At 63.2% G+C, this 19074-nt stretch carries 12 protein-coding genes and 1 pseudogene; 8 read left to right on the top strand and 5 right to left on the bottom strand.

The genetic code is table 11. The features are described 5' to 3' along the window. A pseudogene (locus tag V7066_RS24035) lies at positions 1 to 335 on the bottom strand (hypothetical protein); the annotation flags it as partial. Positions 336 to 990: 655 nt separating this feature from the next. Between V7066_RS24035 and V7066_RS24030 the strand changes: the two are divergent. Then, positions 991 to 3873 (top strand): TonB-dependent receptor, encoded by a 2883-nt coding sequence (locus V7066_RS24030; protein WP_334185488.1) that lies wholly within the window; start codon positions 991 to 993, stop codon positions 3871 to 3873. A 99-nt stretch (positions 3874 to 3972) separates the two neighbouring features. Here V7066_RS24030 and V7066_RS24025 read toward each other — a convergent pair whose 3' ends face one another. The 4 genes from V7066_RS24025 to V7066_RS24010 are packed head-to-tail and all read right to left on the bottom strand — an operon-like array spanning position 3973 to position 9111. Continuing rightward, on the bottom strand, positions 3973 to 5385 hold the full coding sequence (locus tag V7066_RS24025; protein ID WP_334185487.1) for a glycosyl hydrolase family 28 protein: 1413 nt from the start codon (positions 5383 to 5385) through the stop codon (positions 3973 to 3975). Further along, a complete protein-coding gene (locus tag V7066_RS24020; protein ID WP_147221909.1) occupies positions 5382 to 7097 on the bottom strand; it encodes a glycoside hydrolase family 43 protein in 1716 nt (571 codons plus the stop codon). Before V7066_RS24020 ends, V7066_RS24025 begins: the two co-directional genes overlap by 4 nt. Positions 7098 to 7111: 14 nt before the next feature. Next, entirely contained in the window at positions 7112 to 7999 is an 888-nt protein-coding gene (locus tag V7066_RS24015; RefSeq protein ID WP_334185486.1) for an ROK family protein, read from the bottom strand. A gap of 47 nt (positions 8000 to 8046) precedes the next feature. Beyond that, entirely contained in the window at positions 8047 to 9111 is a 1065-nt protein-coding gene (locus V7066_RS24010; protein ID WP_334185485.1) for a LacI family DNA-binding transcriptional regulator, read from the bottom strand. Between the two features lie 204 nt (positions 9112 to 9315). On the opposite strand from V7066_RS24010, the gene V7066_RS24005 reads away from it, so the two are divergent. From V7066_RS24005 to V7066_RS23975, 7 genes are all read left to right on the top strand, one after another. Next, positions 9316 to 10608, top strand: coding sequence for an oligosaccharide MFS transporter (locus V7066_RS24005; RefSeq protein ID WP_334185484.1), 1293 nt, complete (start codon positions 9316 to 9318; stop codon positions 10606 to 10608). Beyond that, positions 10608 to 11786, top strand: a complete 1179-nt coding sequence (locus tag V7066_RS24000; RefSeq protein ID WP_334185483.1) for a glycoside hydrolase family 88 protein — start codon at positions 10608 to 10610, stop codon at positions 11784 to 11786. Before V7066_RS24005 ends, V7066_RS24000 begins: the two co-directional genes overlap by 1 nt. A 129-nt stretch (positions 11787 to 11915) precedes the next feature. Further along, entirely contained in the window at positions 11916 to 13313 is a 1398-nt protein-coding gene (locus V7066_RS23995) for a DUF1593 domain-containing protein (protein ID WP_334185482.1), read from the top strand. Between the two features lie 240 nt (positions 13314 to 13553). Beyond that, a complete protein-coding gene (gene kduI / locus V7066_RS23990; RefSeq protein ID WP_334185481.1) occupies positions 13554 to 14390 on the top strand; it encodes a 5-dehydro-4-deoxy-D-glucuronate isomerase in 837 nt (278 codons plus the stop codon). Positions 14391 to 14481: 91 nt separating this feature from the next. Beyond that, complete coding sequence (kduD, locus tag V7066_RS23985) at positions 14482 to 15237, top strand: 2-dehydro-3-deoxy-D-gluconate 5-dehydrogenase KduD (protein ID WP_334185480.1); 756 nt, start codon at positions 14482 to 14484, stop codon at positions 15235 to 15237. Position 15238: 1 nt separating this feature from the next. Further along, positions 15239 to 16261, top strand: coding sequence for a sugar kinase (locus tag V7066_RS23980; protein WP_334185479.1), 1023 nt, complete (start codon positions 15239 to 15241; stop codon positions 16259 to 16261). A 283-nt stretch (positions 16262 to 16544) separates the two neighbouring features. Continuing rightward, on the top strand, positions 16545 to 19049 hold the full coding sequence (locus tag V7066_RS23975; protein ID WP_186830172.1) for a TonB-dependent receptor: 2505 nt from the start codon (positions 16545 to 16547) through the stop codon (positions 19047 to 19049). Positions 19050 to 19074: the final 25 nt, after the last annotated feature.

Here is a 19074-nt window from a genome sequence, read left to right as displayed (position 1 = left end):
TCACGAAAGCTCCTTCTCACAAATTGGAGCCTCCGGAAAACCCGGGGCGCTTCAGGACCGTTGAAAGGCACCATGTTGACAAAATCTAGATAGGACCCCGGCTCGATCAGCGCCAAATACATGCCAGGCGCGGAAGGGTCGGGCACTACCCGATCCACTTTCGCGACTGCGAAGTACCCTTTCGAAAACCGAATCTTGCTTGGTTCGTAATAGATGACCCAATCGCCGACGCAGGCGCTCACTCGGCTCAGATACTGCGGAGGAAACTGATACCGCTCAGCAGGGCTATCGTCATAAATCGAGTCCGAACGATGGATGAAGACACCTTTGGCCATCAGACGTCGATACCTGGATAAGCTAGGTAGGGAAACTATTAACCCTCTATGGCAGCGCCAAATTCCTAACTAACCCATCACATTGCTCGCAGCCCCATTGTCGCTAGAGCGACGTCAGGGAGAACGGTCACCTCCTCGATTAGGCATCATTGCCCCTTGCAAACACCTTAGCGAACAAATCGCGGTCCCTAAGTACAGACGTTCGCGCCCCTTGTCGGTCACTCAGCCGTCAAAAGCTGATGCCGAGGTGCCGACGGTCAGGTTCAGCCGCTCGCGACCTTTCCCAGTCGTTCAACAGCCAATTTCGCGCTCTCAGGTGTGGTCCGTCAGTTCTCCTTCTTGCGGGCATCCAAGACAGGCCTTTTCCTGAACGTCATGTGTTAAGAATGAACGAGAACGACTCACGCGACAGGCGGCGTTCGTGGACGTGACGGGATAATGCCTCGTACCGTCATAAAGGCAGTTTAGCCGCAGAACTCCGATGTCATAAGATTGATATCATTTCCTATTTTCTCTTGCGTCGCTCGATTATCAGATTTCATTTGCGTAGGCGAACTGGTATCGATATCAGTTTAGGTATCGATACCAAAAAAGGTTCGAGGGAGTCGAGGAAGTTCAGGGCGCGCCAAAGCGTCCGAACTGCAGGAGGGGATACATGAAAAACACCGTACGTTTGACGTCCGCGCTTCTCGCAAGTTGCATTGCCATGCCTGCACTTGCCCAGACCGAGATTGAGCCAGCTGAAAACGCGAGCCAAGACATCGTGGTGACCGGCATTCGTGCCAGTCTGCAAAGCGCCGTCCAGATGAAGAAGAACACGATGGAAGTCGTCGACTCCATCACCGCGCAGGACATCGGCAAGTTGCCCGATCCGAACGTCGCCGAGACCCTCACCCGCGTCCCGGGCGTCCAGGCCTATCGCTTCGGCGGCGAGGCGTCATCGCCCGTCGGCAACGGTTCGGGCCTGACCATTCGCGGCCTCACGGGCCAGACCGGATCGCGCGTCGACGGACGCGCCTACTTCACCGCAGGGAGCCGCGAATTCAACGTCGAGGGCGCGAGCCCTGGCATGGTCGCTGGCCTCGATGTGTTCAAGAACCCGTCGGCCGAGCATATCGAAGGCGCGATCGGCGGCCTGGTCAACATCCGCACGCGCAAGCCCTTCGACTTCAAGGGCCTGGCTGTATCCACCGCAGCGGGCGGCCGCTACAACGATCTGGGCAAGAAGCTCACGCCCGAATATTTCGGGATGGTGTCGAACCGCTGGGACCTTCCGGGCGGCGGCGAGATCGGCGTGCTGCTGGCGGCAAGCTACGCCAAGAGCTTCAATCGCGGCGACAACACGCCATCGGTCGGCGGCACCCAGTTCCGCCGGGCGATCCGCGCGGACAGCGCCGAATACGCGGCGAACGTCGGCACCGGACTGAACCTCAATGGCGCCTATCTGGGCCGTTCGGACGTGACCTATCTGGCGGACGTCAATCCGGCGACCGTCTCGGCCAGCGAGCGCCAGAACCTGCTGACGTCGGTCGGCGTGCAGAACAACATTGCCCAGGAGGACTACACCCGCACCCGCAAGGGCCTCAACGGCGCGCTGCAGTGGCGACCGGCCCCGGGGCTCGAGTTCTACGTGGAGGGCAACTACAACTCGTACCTCTATCACCAGGACTATCGCTTCCTCAACGCGACCGACAGCCGCTACGCGCAAGGCCTGACGACACAGGCTTTCACGATCGACGAGACGCTGGCCAACCGCAACGCAAACGGCGGGTCTAACGACCTGCTGTCCGGCCAGCGCATAACCGGCGGTACGTTCCTCAATTCCGGGCTTTCGACCACCGGCGGCGACGAGCATCGCCGCTACGAGACCTTCGTCATCGCGGGCGGCACGAAGTGGGCCGCGAGCGATCACCTCGACGTCGATTTCGACTTCTCCTACGTCAAGGCCGATCAGTCTCAGGACAACCGGTCGGTGACGCTGGCATCGGCGGCCGGATTGACCTGGGACATCACACGCGATTTGGGCCGCCCGCAGCAGGTCTCCATCACCGGCCCCGACCTGTCTTCGGCCAGTTCGTGGGTGTTCAACAACTACTCGAACGCAACCAATCAGGTCTGGCACGATGACGGCATCGCCGCCGCACTCGACCTTGTCTACAAGTTCGACGATTCCTTCCTCAAGGACATCAAGTTCGGGGCGCGATACGCCACGCAGAAGGACCGCTACCGCAACTACTCGTTCAGCAACCGCAACCTTACCACCAACGGCCTGGCGCTCGCTGCCGATCGCTCGAACGCGATATCGGTAGCCTCGATGGCGGATCTGGTCGAAACGTCACCGACCAATTTCATGAATGGCGAGGCGGGTTACTCGGGCGGCTACCTGACGTTCTCACCCGATGCCCTGCTAGGCGACAACGTGCGTGCGCGCTTCGCGAACGCCGGTATCCTGCCGGAAGACTCGCTGGCCGAAATCGTCCTCAATCGCCGTTACTTCAGCGAGAAGAGCTATGCCGGCTACGTCGTCGCCGACTTCGGGTTCCTCGACGACCGGATCAAGGGCAATGCCGGCGTCCGCGTGGTCAAGACCGACACCTTCGTGCGCGCCATGATCGATCCGCTGAATACCGGCAACATCACCGCCAGCGAAAGCACGTCCTCGTATACGTACGCGCTGCCCAGCTTCAACCTGACAGGCTACATCACGCCTGATACGCTGGTGCGCTTCGGCTACGGCAAGGGGATCACTCGTCCGGAGTTCTCATCGCTCAACCCCTCGTTGATCATCAATACGGTCAGCGGCGTGGGCACGGTCGGCAACCCGGACCTCAAGCCCCAGACAGCCAACAGCTTCGACCTCTCGTTCGAGCATTACTTCTCGCCGGTGAACTACGTTTCCGCCGCGCTGTTCTACAAGAAGATCGACGGCTTCTTCAGCGGCGTATCCTCTTGCCAGAGCGTGGCGGGGGCCCCGACGCCGACCACCAACACCAGCTGCTCGGGCGACCAGTACTTTATCACCCAGACCATCAATGCGGAAAAGGGAACCGCCAAGGGCATCGAACTGGCGGGACAGACCTTCTTCGACTACGATTTCCTGCCCGAATTCGCGCATCATTTCGGTGTGCAGGGCTCGTTCACCTATGTCGAGACGAAGAACCCGCTGACGCTCAACGGCCAGCGCGTCAACACGATGCAGCCGCTGACGTCCAAGTATTCGTACTCGGTGACCGGGCTTTACGAAGACGAGACGATCTCGGCACGCCTTGTCTACACCTGGCGTTCCAAGGCGATCCTGTTCGGCCTGGCGGCCAACCCGATCGATGGTCGCTACATCCGCAGCTTCGGGCTGCTCGACGCCTCGATCAACTTCAACCTGGCGCACAATTTCTCGCTCGCGATCACCGCCTCGAACCTCACCAACCAGGCGGCTGACCGCTTCGTAGGCGAACCCGATCTCGCGACCGGGATCGAGCGCCAGCATTTCATGAACGGCCGCAACTTCGGCGCGACCCTGCGCTACAATTTCGGAAGCTGACGCTTCCGGAACGAGAGGGGATTCCTCCCAACGGACCCTCTCAAGCCTGATGGGTCGTCGGCTCCTCCGCTGGCGACCCATTTTTTCATTGCACGTACCTCACCGCGGTAAAGCCGAGATCCGTTCCGCGTAGAGTCCGACATCGATATCCTCGAGCGACAGAGCTCCATCCGGTCCGCCGACATCCACGAGGCTGACATCGCGCACGGTCCTGTGCGTATCGTATCCGGCGATGACGGGGCGGTTCACGCGCCCGCTGCGTAACCGGACGCGGCGCATCACAATGTTCTCGATCCCCCGACCCGGAGCCAGACTGTACTTCTGGTTGAAGACCACCCGGAAATTGAACAGTATCCCCTCCTCGATCCGATCGACGCGAATATCGTCGAACACCACGTTGCGGACCAGGTTGTTGTCACCGTCGGTGATCGCCAACGCGCCCTGATAGTCGCGATCGTCCTCGTCGTGATCGAGGATATCGATGTTGCGGAATACCAGGTTCTCGATCGTGCGCGGTACATCCTTGCTTCCGTGAAGCCCGATATTCACAGGATGGGCGACGTCCGCCCAGAGCGTGGAGTTCTCCACGAGGTAGTTGCGTGCATCGCCATGATAGTCCCAGCGATCGGCATAGATCGCCACGGCATCGTCGGAGGTGCGCAGGAATGCGCCGTCGATGTGGACATTCGAGCAGGCCATCAGGTCGATGCCATCGGTCCAGCCCCCCACACTGAAGGTGCGCAGGTTGCGGATTGTCAGCCCGCGCGATTGTCCGCACATCAAGGTATAATGACCTGGATTGATCACGATCGGACCGTCGATCTCGATGGCCTGCGAATGAAGGACGGTTATCCCCTCCTTGCCGCCCTTGAGGAGGCCCGGCCCGACGATGCGCACGTTGTGCGCCCTGCCGACATCGACTTGCCCCTTGAGAATCGCACCACCGGCAAGCCGCACGTCGGTATTCGATTCAAACCGGAAACTGTCCTGTCCTCGCGGCGGGACATGGATGCCGGGACCAAATGTCACGACCTTGCGACCTTCCTTGGGCCTCATGGCCGTATAGATCGGATTGGCAAAGAGATGGAGGTTATGCAGGCGATCATCGTCAAACTCGACCGACAGGTTGGCAGGGCCCTCCAGCTTCAAATAGGCGATCGCGCCGACGAGCCTGGCCTCTATTCCGCGTGACGCGGGCCGCACGGTGACGTGACGGACCGCGCCGTTGTTCTTCTGGATCGCCACCTCGACCGGGCCGCCGGTGCCGAACGTGACCATCGAGGCGGGCTGCGGCTTGTCGAGATCGACCATGACGCGGTATTCGTACAAGTCGCGCCATTCCCCTCCCGGCTGACGTACTCGCACAGTGAAAGTGTCGTCAAACGAGGTATAGTAGTCACTGCCCGGCGGCGGCGGGTAGACCTCGAGGCTTTCGGGCGTAATGAGCGGCGCAGCCTGTGCGGAAAGTCCAAAGACTAGCGCGCCGAGCGCGACAACCGCCAGGGGCTTCACTGACCGATCTTCCACCAGTCGTACTGTGCGTATCCGACACTCGTCGCGACCGCGGCCGGCGTGCCGATGGCCGCCTGCGCGAAAAGACCGATCTGAGCCCCGACCCAGCGTCCCTGCCTGGCTTCGAACGTCGATCCGAGCTCTTCGTAACGCATACCGTCAAGACTGTAGGCAAAGCGTACCGCCATGCGCGTATCTCGAAGCATCGAGGGCCAGTAGGGCGCGAAGTCCGGTGGCGGCACATCCACCATGACCGGTTTGGCGCAGGCCCTTAGCCAGACACGATCCTGCTTCAGCACCGGCCCTGCTGTTTCGGTGATGGGTAGGCCAGGGCTCTCGCCGTCCTTGCGCACCTGCACTATCCGAATGCCTTCAGCCCGGTTCTCCAGGCCGATCCATGCGAAGTTGAACCCGTGGACCGCCAGTCCGGCCCGCTCGCCGAGCCGCAGGGGCGCAAAGCGCATCAGCGTACTCGCGCAGAACGTCAATCCGGGAGCCTTCTGCGACAGCACCGCCCCGGTCTCATACAGGTCCGCAGATCCCGTCACCGACTTGAGCCTCAGCCATCCGTCCTCCACGCTGGCCCAGTCGCTCCCTGGATTGCTGCCAAACTGCCAGGCGAGAGAGTAGCCTCCCTCGAATTCATCATTGGCGACCGGCGCCGCGACCGGCTGCGTCGGCACGTCGGGTTTGCGATGTACCAGCACCGGTTCGCCGCGTCCGTCACCATCGGTATCAGCGCCGATGACCGGCCAGCCGTCCTTCCAGCGCATCGGCTGAAGGTGAACGATTCGCCCGTAGGCATCGCGATCCTGGAAATGGAGGAACCAGTCCTCGCCGCCCGGCGTGTCGACCCACGCGCCCTGGTGCGGCCCGTTGATCGCCGTGCCGCCCTGATCCATAACATTGCGCCCTTCGTATGGGCCGGTAATCCTGCGACTGCGGAAGACACCCTGCCAGCCGCCCTTGACGCTGCCGCTGGGCACGAAGACGTAATACCAGCCATCGCGCTTGTAGAGCTTGGGACCCTCGGTAGTCTGCCAGGGACGCGGCCCGAGACTTGTCGCGACCTTGGGCATTTGCCCGGCGTCGATGATGATGCGTTCGGGGCCTTCGGTTCTGCTCCCGTCCGCACTCAGCCGCCTGAGTGCGATGAGATTGGCCTTGCCCGCCCTGCTCTTCGCGAAGGCGTATGCGAGCCAGGCGGTGCCGTCATCGTCCCAGAACGGCGCCGGATCGATCGCCCCAGTGGTACCGTCCACCAGCACCGGCTCGCTCCATGGTCCTTTCGGATCGATCGCCGAGACCATGAAGATGCCGCGGTCCGGGTCGGGATAGTAGATCACGAAGCGGCCATCGCGATGGCGGATCGCGGGAGCCCACACTCCTCCCCCGCGCCGGGCGGTGCGATAGTGGTCGTCAGGCGGAATACGGCCGAGGGCATGGCCGATCAGCGTCCAGTTGACGAGGTCGCGCGAGTGTAGGATCGGCAGGCCCGGCACATCCGTGAACGAGGATGACACGAGATAGAAATCGTCACCCACGCGAACGGCATCGGGATCAGAATAGTCGCCCGCCAGCACCGGGTTGCGATAGGTGCCGTCGCCCTGATCGGCGATCCAGCGCCCCTCACCGGCGCTTACTCCGGCGGATGCGCTTGCCGTCAGACATGCGGCCAGGGCCGCAAGCGAAAGCGAGCTCGTACGAAGCATGATCCTCTCCCGGGTCAGGTTGCGGCCTCTTCGGCGAGCAGGAAAGCCCCGACCAATCCGGGCGGCTCACTGCACGCAGGCGAGACGATCGTGCGCTCCATGTCCTCGATCGTGCTCAACGCATGGACATAGCCGCCCAGCAATTCGAGCGTGCGCGCCCGGATCAGCGGCAGCAGGCGCTCCTGCTTCATCACCCCGCCGCCGAGCACGATGCGCTCCGGCCCGGCCGTCAGGAACAGCGTAGCACACAGTTGCGCGAGATAGCTCGCCTCGACATCCCAAAATGGATGGTCGTGCGGAACATGGGAAGGCGTGAGATCCCACGCCGCAGCCACGGCCGGCCCCGCCGCAAGGCCTTCGAGGCAATCTCCGTGGAAGGGGCACAGTCCGGCGAAATCACCATGGTCCGGATGACGCCGGACCGGAATGTGCCCGGCCTCGGGATGCCCGATACCATGGACGGTACGGCCCGCACTCACGAGACCCACCCCGATCCCGGTACCAACCGTGACATAGGCAAGATCGCGCAGACCGCCGCCGATCGCCGCGATCTCCGCGAGGGCGGCGGCGTTGACATCAGTATCCAGTCCGATCGGCACGTCGAGAAACTTGTGCGCGCGAGCGATGATGTCGGTGCCCTCCCAGCCCGGTTTGGGCGTCGCCAGGATGCGGCCGTAGTGCGGCAGGCCCGGGGCTACGCCGACGGGCCCGAAGCTGGCGATGCCCAGACCCGCCAAAGGCTCGAGGTCCGCCGCCGAGCGAAAGAACGCCTCCACATCCGCAAAAGTGGCATCTGGATCGCGCGTCGGGATGGTGGTGGTGCGAAGTGAGCCGCCACCCGAACTGCCTACCGCACAGACGAACTTGGTGCCCCCCGCTTCGATCGCGCCGAAGATGGTCATGCGATAGTCCTTTCGCAAATGTCTTGATGGCTGCAGGCGCAGCCGGTTCAGTCGATCGGCGCGCCGGTCGAGGAGCGTTCGACCAGTGTCAGCATCTCGCGCACGTGCCGCACTTCTGGCCGTGCGCCGGTGCGTGCCTCGCGCACCTGGTCGCTCAGCAGCGCGACGGCGCGCGACGCCATGTCGGAGATGGGCTGGCGTATCGTGGTAAGCTCGGGCCAGATGGTGGCGGCGATCTGCGCGTCGTCGAAGCCGGCAATGCTGAGGTCGCCCGGAATGCGCAGATTGAGACCATGGGCCACCGCGGTCACGGCCGCCGCCATGTCGTCGTTGCTGGCGAAGATAGCGGTCGGCCGATTGGGCTGATCGAGCAGCTTGTGCGCGGCATCGAGCCCCGAGCGGTAGTTGAACAGGCCCGGCGCAATCCATTCGTCGCGGATCGTCAGCGATGCTCCCGCCATGGCCGCGCGGTATCCCTGCTCGCGGCGCTGGGACGGCGAGTGAGCCGGATCGCCCTGGATGAAGCCGATCGCGCGATGCCCCTTGCCGATGAGATAGCGCGTCATGTCGAAAGCGCCCTTGTAGTCGTCGACGATGATCGCCGAGATGCCTTCGCGGGGGATGGCCGTGGCGAAGGCGAGCGGGATTACGTCCGCGCTGGCCGCGAGATCGAGGAGCGCCTGCGAATCGCAAAGCGGCGGCGGCAGAATGACCCCGCCGATGCGCGCCTCGACGAGGCGATGGAGGCTGGCGATGGCTTCCGCCTCGTTCGCGCCCGGCTCGATAAGGAACTGGCAGCCGCTCTCCCCGCTCTGGCGAAACGCGCCCATGAGGAAGGTACCCAGATTCGACGAGGAAGGATTGGAATAGATCGCCCCCACCCGTACCGCGCTCGAAAAGCTGCGGGCGTTGAGATTGGGCGAATACTCAAGTTCTGCGATCGCGGCATTTACCCGCTCGCGCATCGCCTCGCTGACATGCCGCTTGCCGGTCATCACCCGCGACACCGTCATTGATGACACGCCGGCATGGCGCGCCACATCATGGATCGTCACGACAGGGCGATGCGCACTTTTCGCGCCGCTATCCTTGCGCTTCGACTCATTTGTCATCAAATTGCCTCTCCAGGGCCGTCACGGCTGGCGAACACCCGATACGGTGACGCCCTTCCCTTCCTGATATCGATAACCGCTCGTGACCATGTGTCAAGTTAGGGCCTTGCCAAACCGGAATCGCGGCTGCATACGTGATATCGATAACAGAGGGCGGCGCGTTCGCGAGATCGAAGCAGCCGCCACACAGAGAACGAGGATGCCGTGCTTGCCAATCGACAGAGAAACTACGCTGTTCTGAGCGCCTTCCTGTTCGCGTTCTTCTTCGCGCAGGCCATGGCGATGTCGTTGCTGTCGATCTGGCTGACCCGCTCTCTCCACTTGAACGGGGCCCAGGCCGGGACGGTCTTCGCGGTCAATTCGATCGGCGCGATGCTGGCCCAGCCTGCCTACGGCTTCCTGTCCGATCGCATGGGCTTTCGCAAAGTGGTGCCGGTCGTAATTGCCTCGCTGGTGATCCTTGCCGGGCCGTTCTTCCTGTATGTCTATGCGCCGCTGCTGCGATGGAGCCTGCCGCTCGGCGCGGCAGCGGGCGGGATCTATCTCGGCTTCACCTTCATGGCTGGCAGCTATGCCCTTGAGAGCTACGTCGACCGTGTCGGCCGGCGCTATGGGTTCGAATACAGCCGCACCAGACTGTGGGGCTCGATCGGCTTCGCGACGGCTGCGGCATTCTCCGGCCGTCTCTACAACCTCGATCCGGCGATCAACTTCTTCCTTGCCAGCCTCGCCGGCCTGGCGCTGATCCCGTTGATCCGCCTTGCCCGGATCGAACCGGACGAGGCGGCGCAACAGGCCGCCGACCAGTTGAAGCTGCGCGACACGCTCGCCCTGTTCGGCCAAGCCCGGTTCTGGCGGTTCATGATCCTGATCTTGGGGGTCACCAACCTCTACCTCGTCTACGACCAGCAGTTCCCGTTCTACTTCTCCTCGCTCTTCCCCACGCCGGAGGAAGGCGCCGCGATGTTCGGGTACCTCAATGCGGCGCAGATCTTCGTCGAGGCTGGGGGGATGTTCTTGGCTCCGCTCATTGTGCGCCGGATCGGCGCTACCCGCGGACTTCTGCTGGCAGCAATGATCATGATCGTTCGCATTGCCGGATCGGGCTTCGCGATCGGTCCGGTCACGATCTCGATGTGCAAGATGGCGCATGCTGTGGAACTTCCGATCCTGGCCGTCTCGATCTTCCGCTACATCGCCTACCATTTCGAGAGCCGGTTCGCCTCGACGGTCTACATGGTCGGCGTCAGCTTCGGCCATTCGCTTGGCCTCGCCATCCTCTCGCCGCTTGCGGGCACCGGCTACGACCTGTTCGGCTTCCAGCACACCTATTTCCTGATCGCGGGCTTCGCGCTCTTCTTCTGGATCTGGTCGGCGATCTCCCTTGCCCCGACCCCGCCCGAATACATGCCTGTCCCCCTCAAGGGCGGACAGGCGTCCGACACCGTCGCGATCGCATCCGCATCGGACGTTCGCCGTTACGAGGATGCTCATTGATGAGTGAAGTTACCTTCGAGGCTCTGTCTCACCGCGCGCTCGAACGCCCGGGTCCGGATGTGGTCGACGCCTGGATCGCCGCGGCACTGGCGCGGGTCGATCGCATGCTGCCGCAGTTCGATACCCATTTTCCCGCGCCCTCGAGCGAGAGCGACATCTACGGCCCCATCGACAACGTCGAGTGGACCAACGGCTTCTGGACCGGAATGCTGTGGCTCTCGTGGGAATTCACGGGGGCGGACAAGTATCGCAAGATCGCGGTACAGAACCTCGCCTCGTTCGCCAACCGGATCGACAAGCGCATCAACGTCGACCATCACGACCTCGGCTTCCTGTACACCCTGTCCTCCTGTGCCGGTCATCGCCTGACGGGCGATCGCAACGCGAGGGATGCCGGCGTTGCCGCGGCGGCACAGCTGCTGGCGCGCTTCGACCCGGTGGCGAAGGTCATCCAGGCCTGGGGCGACATGGATGTGCCCGCCGAACGCGGCCGCATGATCATCGACTGCAACCTTAACGTGCCGCTGCTCTACTGGGCGACCCGCGAGACCGGCGATCCTCGCTTCGCGGCCGCGGCCGACCAGCATCTCGAGCAGGCCGCGCGGCTGCTGGTGCGCCCCGATGCCTCGACTTTCCATACCTACTACGTCGACACCGTCACCGGCGAACCACGTCACGGCAGCACGCACCAGGGCTACTCTGACGACAGCAGCTGGGCGCGCGGACAGGCCTGGGGCATCTATGGCTTCGCCCTCGCCTGGCGGCACACCGGCAGGCAGCACTACCTTGACCTCGCGTCGCGGCTGGCGAACCACTTCCTCAACCGTCTTCCCGACGATGGCATCTGCTGCTGGGACCTGATCTTCACCGATAACGAGGGTGTCGACAGGGACAGCTCGGCAGCCGCCATCGCCGCTTGCGGACTGCTGGAGCTGGCCCAGGCACTGCCGCTGTCCGATGCCCTTCGCGAGACCTACGAGGCTTGGGCCGTCGCGATCATGAAGACGCTCTCGGAAGACTATCTCGCGCCTCTCGACGGGTCCAACGCGCTGCTGCTGCACGGCGTCTACCACATGCCAAACAAGGCTGGCGTCGATGAAGCCTGCATCTGGGGCGACTACTTCTATCTCGAGGCCCTGATGCGCCTGCGTCGTCCCTGGTCGCCGTACTGGGCGTAACGCATGGCCTGGCGTAACCGTAAGATCAGACGCTCCCCGAAGTCGCCGCCCGATCGGCTCCGGCGCTGCGCGAGCCCAGCTCGCTGGGCCGCTTGCCTCGGCGCATTGGCGATAGCGGTCTGTGCGACGATGGCGAACTGCGCGACTAGGGCCGATGCGACTGCCTGTCCGCGCGAACCCGACAACGCGCGGCTCATCGTCCTGACGGACATCGGAAACGAGCCGGACGATTCAGAGTCGCTGATCCGGCTACTGCTCTATACCAACGAGATAGACCTCGAGGCGGTTGTCGCGTCGACCTCGGTCTGGCAGCATGAACGGATCCGCCCCGAACTCGTGGATGAGCGGATTGCCGCCTACGCGAAGGTCGCCGGAAACCTGCGCGTCCACGACTGTCGATACCCTGAAGCCAGCACCCTTGCCCGCACTGTCAAGCGGGGAAGCCCCCGCTACGGCCTCGCCGGCGTTGGCCCAGGTAAGGCAACCGACGGCTCGCGCGCCATTATCGCCGCCCTCGACCGCGACGATGCCAGACCGCTCTGGATCGCCCTGTGGGGCGGCGCAGTGGACCTCGCGCAGGCGCTGACGGACATGCGCGACACCCGCTCGCCCGAGGCCGTCCACAAAGCCGTCGCTCGGCTGCGGGTCTACGCGATCTCCGACCAGGACGATGCCGGCCCGTGGATCAGGACGAATTTTCCCGGGCTGTTCTGGGTCGGCAGCATCCACGCCTTCGGCGACTATTCGGCCGCGACCTGGCGCGGGTTCTCGGGCGATCTGTACAGACGGCCCGACATCGTCGCTCCCGCGCTGGGCGGACCCGACGGTCGACTGGTGACGAACGACTGGCTGTCCCGCAATATCCGCAAGGGTCCGCTCGGCACGTTGTATCCGGCTTGGCTCTACGCCATGGAAGGGGACACCCCGTCGTTCATGAATCTCGTGCGCAACGGTCTGTCTTCTCCGGAACACCCCGAATGGGGAGGTTGGGGTGGCCGCTACGGTCGAGTGTCGCCCGAGCAGGGCCTCTTCGCCGATGCCACCGATACCGTCGTGGGCATGGACGGCGTAACCTATCGCAGCGGGCAGGCCACGATCTGGCGGTGGCGCCAGGCCTACCAGAACGACTTCGCAGCGCGCATCGCCTGGACCCTGGCCGGATGCCAATCCTGTGCGAACCATGCGCCTCGAATCGCGCTGAACGGGACGCATTCGCCCTCCCCGCTTACGCTCGCCGTCAGGCCCGGTACAACGGTTACGCTCGATGCCAGCGGTTCGCGGGATCCCGACGGGGACCCGCTCGACTTCGCTTGGTCGAGCTATCCCGAAGCAGGATCGACATTCCCCGAGGCCGCTCCCGAAATTCGCGACAGCCACAAGGCGATCGCGACCGTTACCGTTCCATCCGGCGCCACGAAGCCGATCCACGTCATCCTGCAGGTGACCGATCGTGGATCGCCAGCAATGACCCGGTACCGCCGGGTCATCATCAATCCGGCGAAAGCCGTTGAAAGCATCAGTCAATGACTTTCCATCGCCCCTGTGCACGCAGTGTTGCGAAGGACTGGGAGATCACCGATTTCCGGTCCGCTTTCCATTCCATAGCCGGAGACCGGGTCGGCGAGGGCTGGGTTTCCGATGGCCCCTGCAACATCGCTGCCGAAGGGCCAATGCATGCGCTTGTCGCCCGCACCTCGTCGCAGGTGCGAGGCCAGGCCAGGAATTCGAACAACGTCAGACAATCCGATACCCCAAGGAGGGAAACCAGTGTTCTGCAAGACGTACCACGCCACCCATCCGGACATGATGGAGTGTGTCTCCAACGAGGAACTGCGCGACCGTTATCTGGTCACAGGCATGTTCAAGGCCGGCGAGGTCAACCTCAACTACTCGCACAACGAGCGCTTCATCATCGGCGGCGCAGTTCCGGGCGCGGAGCCGCTCAAGCTGCCGCTGCAGACCGTCCCCAAGAGTGCCGAGGGTAAGTCGTTCTTCGAGCGACGCGAAGCGGGCATCACCAACATCGGCGGCCCAGGCGCGATCACTGTCGACGGCCAGCGTTTCGAGGTGAAGAACAAGGAATGCCTCTACGTGCCGATGGGCAGCGAAGAGGTGATCTTCGAGGGTGAGGGCGCGCGCTTCTACATCGCGTCGGTCCCGGCTCATAAGGCGCTGCCGATCAAGCACATCACACTCGATCAGGCCAACCCGCTGGCGCGCGGCGACCTCGCCAACTCGAACCAGCGCACGATCTACCAGCTCGTGATCCCCGGCGTGTGCGAGAGCGCGCAGCTCCTGCTCGGCCTGACCGTGCTGGAAGAAGGCTCGGTCTGGAACACCATGCCGCCGCACCTCCACGACCGCCGCTCGGAAATCTACCTGTACTTCGAACTGCCGGAAGAGAACGACCGCATCTTCCACTACATGGGCGAGCCCGACCAGATGCGTCACATCGTGATCGCCAACGAAGAGGCGGTCATCAGCCCGCCGTGGTCGATCCACATGGGCTCAGGCACCAAGAAGTATGCGTTCATCTGGGCGATGGGTGGGGAAAACCTCGACTACACCGACATGAACGTGCTGGATATCTGCCAGCTCCAGTAGGAGCGGCTCCGGCACCGAAGGCAATGACGAATAATCAGGGACGCCGCACGCGGGGATCGCGTGACGGCGCCCGCAGTGGCGAGATGGTATCATGGCAATTTCCTTCGACCTGACGGGCAAGGCCGCGCTCGTCACCGGCGCCAACACCGGCATCGGCCAGGCTATCGCCGTCGCGCTGGCCGAGGCGGGCGCCGACGTCGCCGTGGCGGGCCGTTCCGAGCCGACCGAGACGCTGGCGCTGATCGCCGCGACTGGGCGCAAGGCCGTCAACATCAAGGCCGACTTCTCGTCGATCGAGCCCGTTGGCCGGGTGATCAATGAGGCGGTGGCCAGCCTAGGCAAAGTTGATATTCTCATCAACAACGCCGGGATCATCCGCCGCGACGACCTGCTGCAGTTCTCCGAAGAGGACTGGGACGCGGTGATCGACACCAACCTCAAGACCCTGTTTTTCCTCAGCCAGGCGGCGGCGGAGGGCATGGTAGAGCGCGGCACCGGCAAGATCGTCAACATCGCCTCGCTGCTGACCTTCCAGGGCGGCATCCGCGTGCCCAGCTACGCGGCGGCGAAGTCGGGCGTCAGCGGCGTGACCAAGGCGATGGCGAACGAGCTTGCGCCCAAGGGCGTGCAGGTCAACGCGATCGCGCCGGGCTACATCACCACCAACAACACCGCCGCGCTTTCCGCCGACGAGACGCGCAACCGCCAGATTCTCGAACGCATCCCGACCGGACGCTGGGGCAAGCCGGAGGACATCGCGGGCGCCGCCGTGTTCCTCGCTTCCGAGGCATCGGACTACGTGACCGGCCAGGTGCTGGCGGTCGACGGCGGCTGGCTGGCGCGCTGACATGACCAGGAGCACTTCCGGTCATGTCGTGACCTTCGGCGAAGTCCTGCTGCGCTTCGCCACGCCGGGCGCGCGGCTGACCGTCCAGTGCGATGCGCTGGACATGGTCGTCGGCGGGGCCGAGGCCAATGTCGCGGCGGGGCTCGCTTCGCTGGGCCATGACGTGAAGATGCTGACGCGCCTGCCGTCGAACCCGCTCGGCGACAAGGCGCGCGCGGCCCTCGGCGCGGCCGGTGTCGATACCACGCACGTGGATCGCGATGTTGGGCGCATGGGTCTCTATTTCCTCGAGAGCGGAGCGGGCTTGAGGCCCTCGTCGATCACATACGATCGCGCGGGTTCCGTGTTCGCAACCTCCAAGGCGGACCAGTTCGACTTCGCCTCCGCGCTCGAGGGCGCCCGACTGCTCCACCTGTCGGGCATCACGCCGGCGCTCGGCCCCGGAGGAGTCGCGCTTGCGCAAGCCGCCGTCGCTGCAGCCGATGCCGCCGACGTGCCTGTCTGTTTCGACGGCAATTACCGCGCGCTCCTGTGGGATGCGTGGGACAGCAACCCGCGCGAGATCCTGAACGGACTGATGCAGTCGGCCACGATCATGTTCGGCAATCACCGCGACATTTCTTTGCTGCTGGGCAAGGCGTTCTCAGGCGCTGGCTCCGACCGGCGGCGAGAGGCGGCGCTGGCCGCTTTCGAGGCGTTCCCGAAGCTGCAGCTGATCGCCTCGACGGCGCGGCACGTTGTCAATTCCGGCCACCACCGCATTGCGACGCGGCTCGATGCGCGAGACGGTGCGCACCAGACGAACGAAGTTTACGTCACCAGCATCCTCGATCGTATCGGCACCGGGGATGCTTTTGCCGCTGGTGTGCTGCACAAGTGGCTGCAAGGCGCGGACCTCGCCGAGACGGCGGAGGCCGGGCTGGCTTATACCGTGCTCAAGCATACCATACCCGGCGACATGAGCCTCCTGGGTGTGGATGAACTTGAAGCGTTCTCCGCCGGCGGCGGGGATGTACGGCGGTAAATTCAAGGTCGGCCCGAATTCCGCCCAATAAAGCAAACAGCAAGTTCTGGTATCGATACCCACTTGCCACCATTGACTGATATCGATATCAGATTCGTAACAATCAGACGCCCTTGGGAGAGCGCTCATGAGTTCCATCACTTTGTCGCGGTACAGCGGCGGCGTTCGTACATCGATAAAGCTGGCGCCGTTACTGGTAACCTCCTGCTTGGCTGTTCCAGCGTTCGCTCAAGACGCTGCAACCGGTGCGAATGCACACGAGCCAACTTTCGAAGAGATCATCGTGACAGGTGTGCTCAACCGCACTGCCAAGCGGGATGCCGCCGTCGCCATCTCGACAATCGATTCAGACACCGTGCAACGCTCGGCCCCGGTCAGCGCGGCAGACCTTCTGAAGAACGTGCCAGGCGTCTATGTGAACTCATCGATCGGCGAGGCGCGCAACATCGTCTATGCGCGCGGCCTGTCGGTCGGGACGCAGTCTGCGACATCGGGTTATTACTTCGTTGCATTGCTCGACGATGGCCTGCCCGTGATCGGCATCCAGGGTAGCGGCTTCCAGCCTGACAGTTTCTATCGTCAGGACCTTACTCTGAAGCGCGTCGAGGCGCTGCGAGGCGGCAGTGCGACCGTCACAGGGCCGAACGCGCCCGGCGGCCTGTTCAACTACATCTCCAAAAACGCCCTCACGGATCACGACGGCGGCGTGGCTTCGGTTCGCCTCGGTCTCGAGGGCAAGAACCAGCCCTATCAGCGTGCGGACGCCTACTATGGCACTGAATTCGGCGAAAGCGGCGTCTATGGCTCAATCGGCGGGTTCTACCGCCGTTCGTTCGGCGCACGGCCGACCGCCTATCCGTTCAACCGGGGTGGGCAGATCAAGGCATCGTTGGGCTGGAACTACGGCTCCGGCTCACTGGTCTTCTACGGCAAGTATCTCGACGATCACAACGGATCCTACGATTCCGAGCGCATCCCCTCGATCGGCTTCGACGATCCGCAGATCGCGCCCGGCCTATCGCGCTACGACAACTACACGCTGGGCCGCAAATCAGCCTTCACCATTCCCGGATCGGGCGTCGTGGGCAGCCAGCGCTTCGATCCGGACAATCTCGACCACACCGTCGCGCGGACCGTGGGCCTCAAGTGGGAACACGACGTCGACGACACGCTCCAGATTAGCAACCATTTCCGGTTCAACGACAACCGCCTGAAGCTCAACCAGAACGGAATCGGCACTTTCGGACTGGACAACCAGAACCTGTGGAACAACCTGGGCTTCAGCGCAGCAGGGCTCAGCCGCGTTCCGGGAACGATCACGGTGACCGGCAGCAACGGCCAGTTGCTCGCCCGCGTGGCCAGCGCCGCCACCGGCTACACGGTGCTGACCAACAACCTGCCCAACCAGCAGGTTCTGGCCAACGGCGTCATTTCGGGGACCGGCACCTCGACCGATTTCGACGAGCAGTCGTTCATCGACCAGTTGACGATCTCCAAGCGTATCGGCCGGCTGACCGTGACCGCCGGCGGATACCTTTCGCGTTCGAAATTCGTGCGTGAGCTGCTGCCGCCAGGCGGCTACATCGCTCCTATTCAGTCGGACATGGAAGCCGCGCAGGTCACCTTCACCGATGCCGCCACCGGCAACGTCTATCAGATGACCAATCCAGCTGGGTTCGGTTCGATCGGCACCGCACCGGTACGCAATACCGTAAAAAATCGCTCGACCTCACTGTTCGGCGGCCTCAACTGGAAGGCGACCGACAAGCTCACGCTCGATGCCGGCATCCGTTACGAGCGCTTCGGTTACAAGGGCACGAACCTGCTCGCCTCGGCGAACCCGCTGGCGCGTGACCGCACTAACGGCGGTGTCGATGGCGATCCGCTGACGATCTACGACAATCTAGTGGGCGTGCTGAACCGCGAAGTGCCTTTCGACAAGAAACTGGATTTCGTGAACTACACGGCGGCAGCGAACTATCGCTTCTCCGATCGCTTCTCGGCCTACGTCCGCTACGCACGTGGCAAGAAGAACGGCGACGGCCTTTGGGGTGGCTACGATACGGTGTTCAAGGCCGAAAACCAGCCGATCACCCCTCCCCTAATTACGCAGTACGAAGCAGGGTTCAGCTATGCGAGCCCAGCTGTCCGGTTGACGCTGACGCCCTTTTTCACCCTCCTCGACAAGGTGAACGTTGTCGGCCAGGGCACCGACCTTGACGGCACGACCTACGTCACCACACCCGCCTTCAACAAGACGCGGGTCTACGGGATCGAGATCGAGGGCGATATCCGGGTGACGCAGCAGTTGCGCCTGACGGCTGCCGTGACGCTCCAGAAGGGCAAGGCGCTCGAATGGTACAACTGGAACATGGGGCAGACGGGCCGGGCGGACGACCAGCTCGAAGCGTATCCCGACAGCAAGCTTGAGAACCTTGCGAAGATGCAGGGTCGCATTGGCCTGGAGTATGCAACCGGCCCATTCACGGCCCTCGTCAACTTCACCTATCTTGGCTCCCGGCCGTCCAGCTTCACCGGGCTGACGACATTCCCGACCCAGACCCAGACCGACCTCTCGCTGTCTTACGATGTGACGCCCGACTTCCGTCTCGGCTTCAACGTCAACAACGTGTTCAACGACATCGGCATCTTCTCGATCCAGAACCCGAACCTGCCGATTTCCGGGCTGACACAAGCACAGATCATCAGCATGTATCCCAATGCCACCACTGGCATCCTGACCACCCAGCCACGCTCGTTCTTCCTGACCGGAACGGCCAACTTCTGATGTCGTCGCGTCTGTTAGGAGCCCT

This window comes from Novosphingobium sp., assembly GCF_036820275.1.
Taxonomy (GTDB): domain Bacteria; phylum Pseudomonadota; class Alphaproteobacteria; order Sphingomonadales; family Sphingomonadaceae; genus Novosphingobium.
Note: the sequence above shows the minus strand (reverse complement) of the source record. Positions and strands in the feature narration are given on the sequence as shown.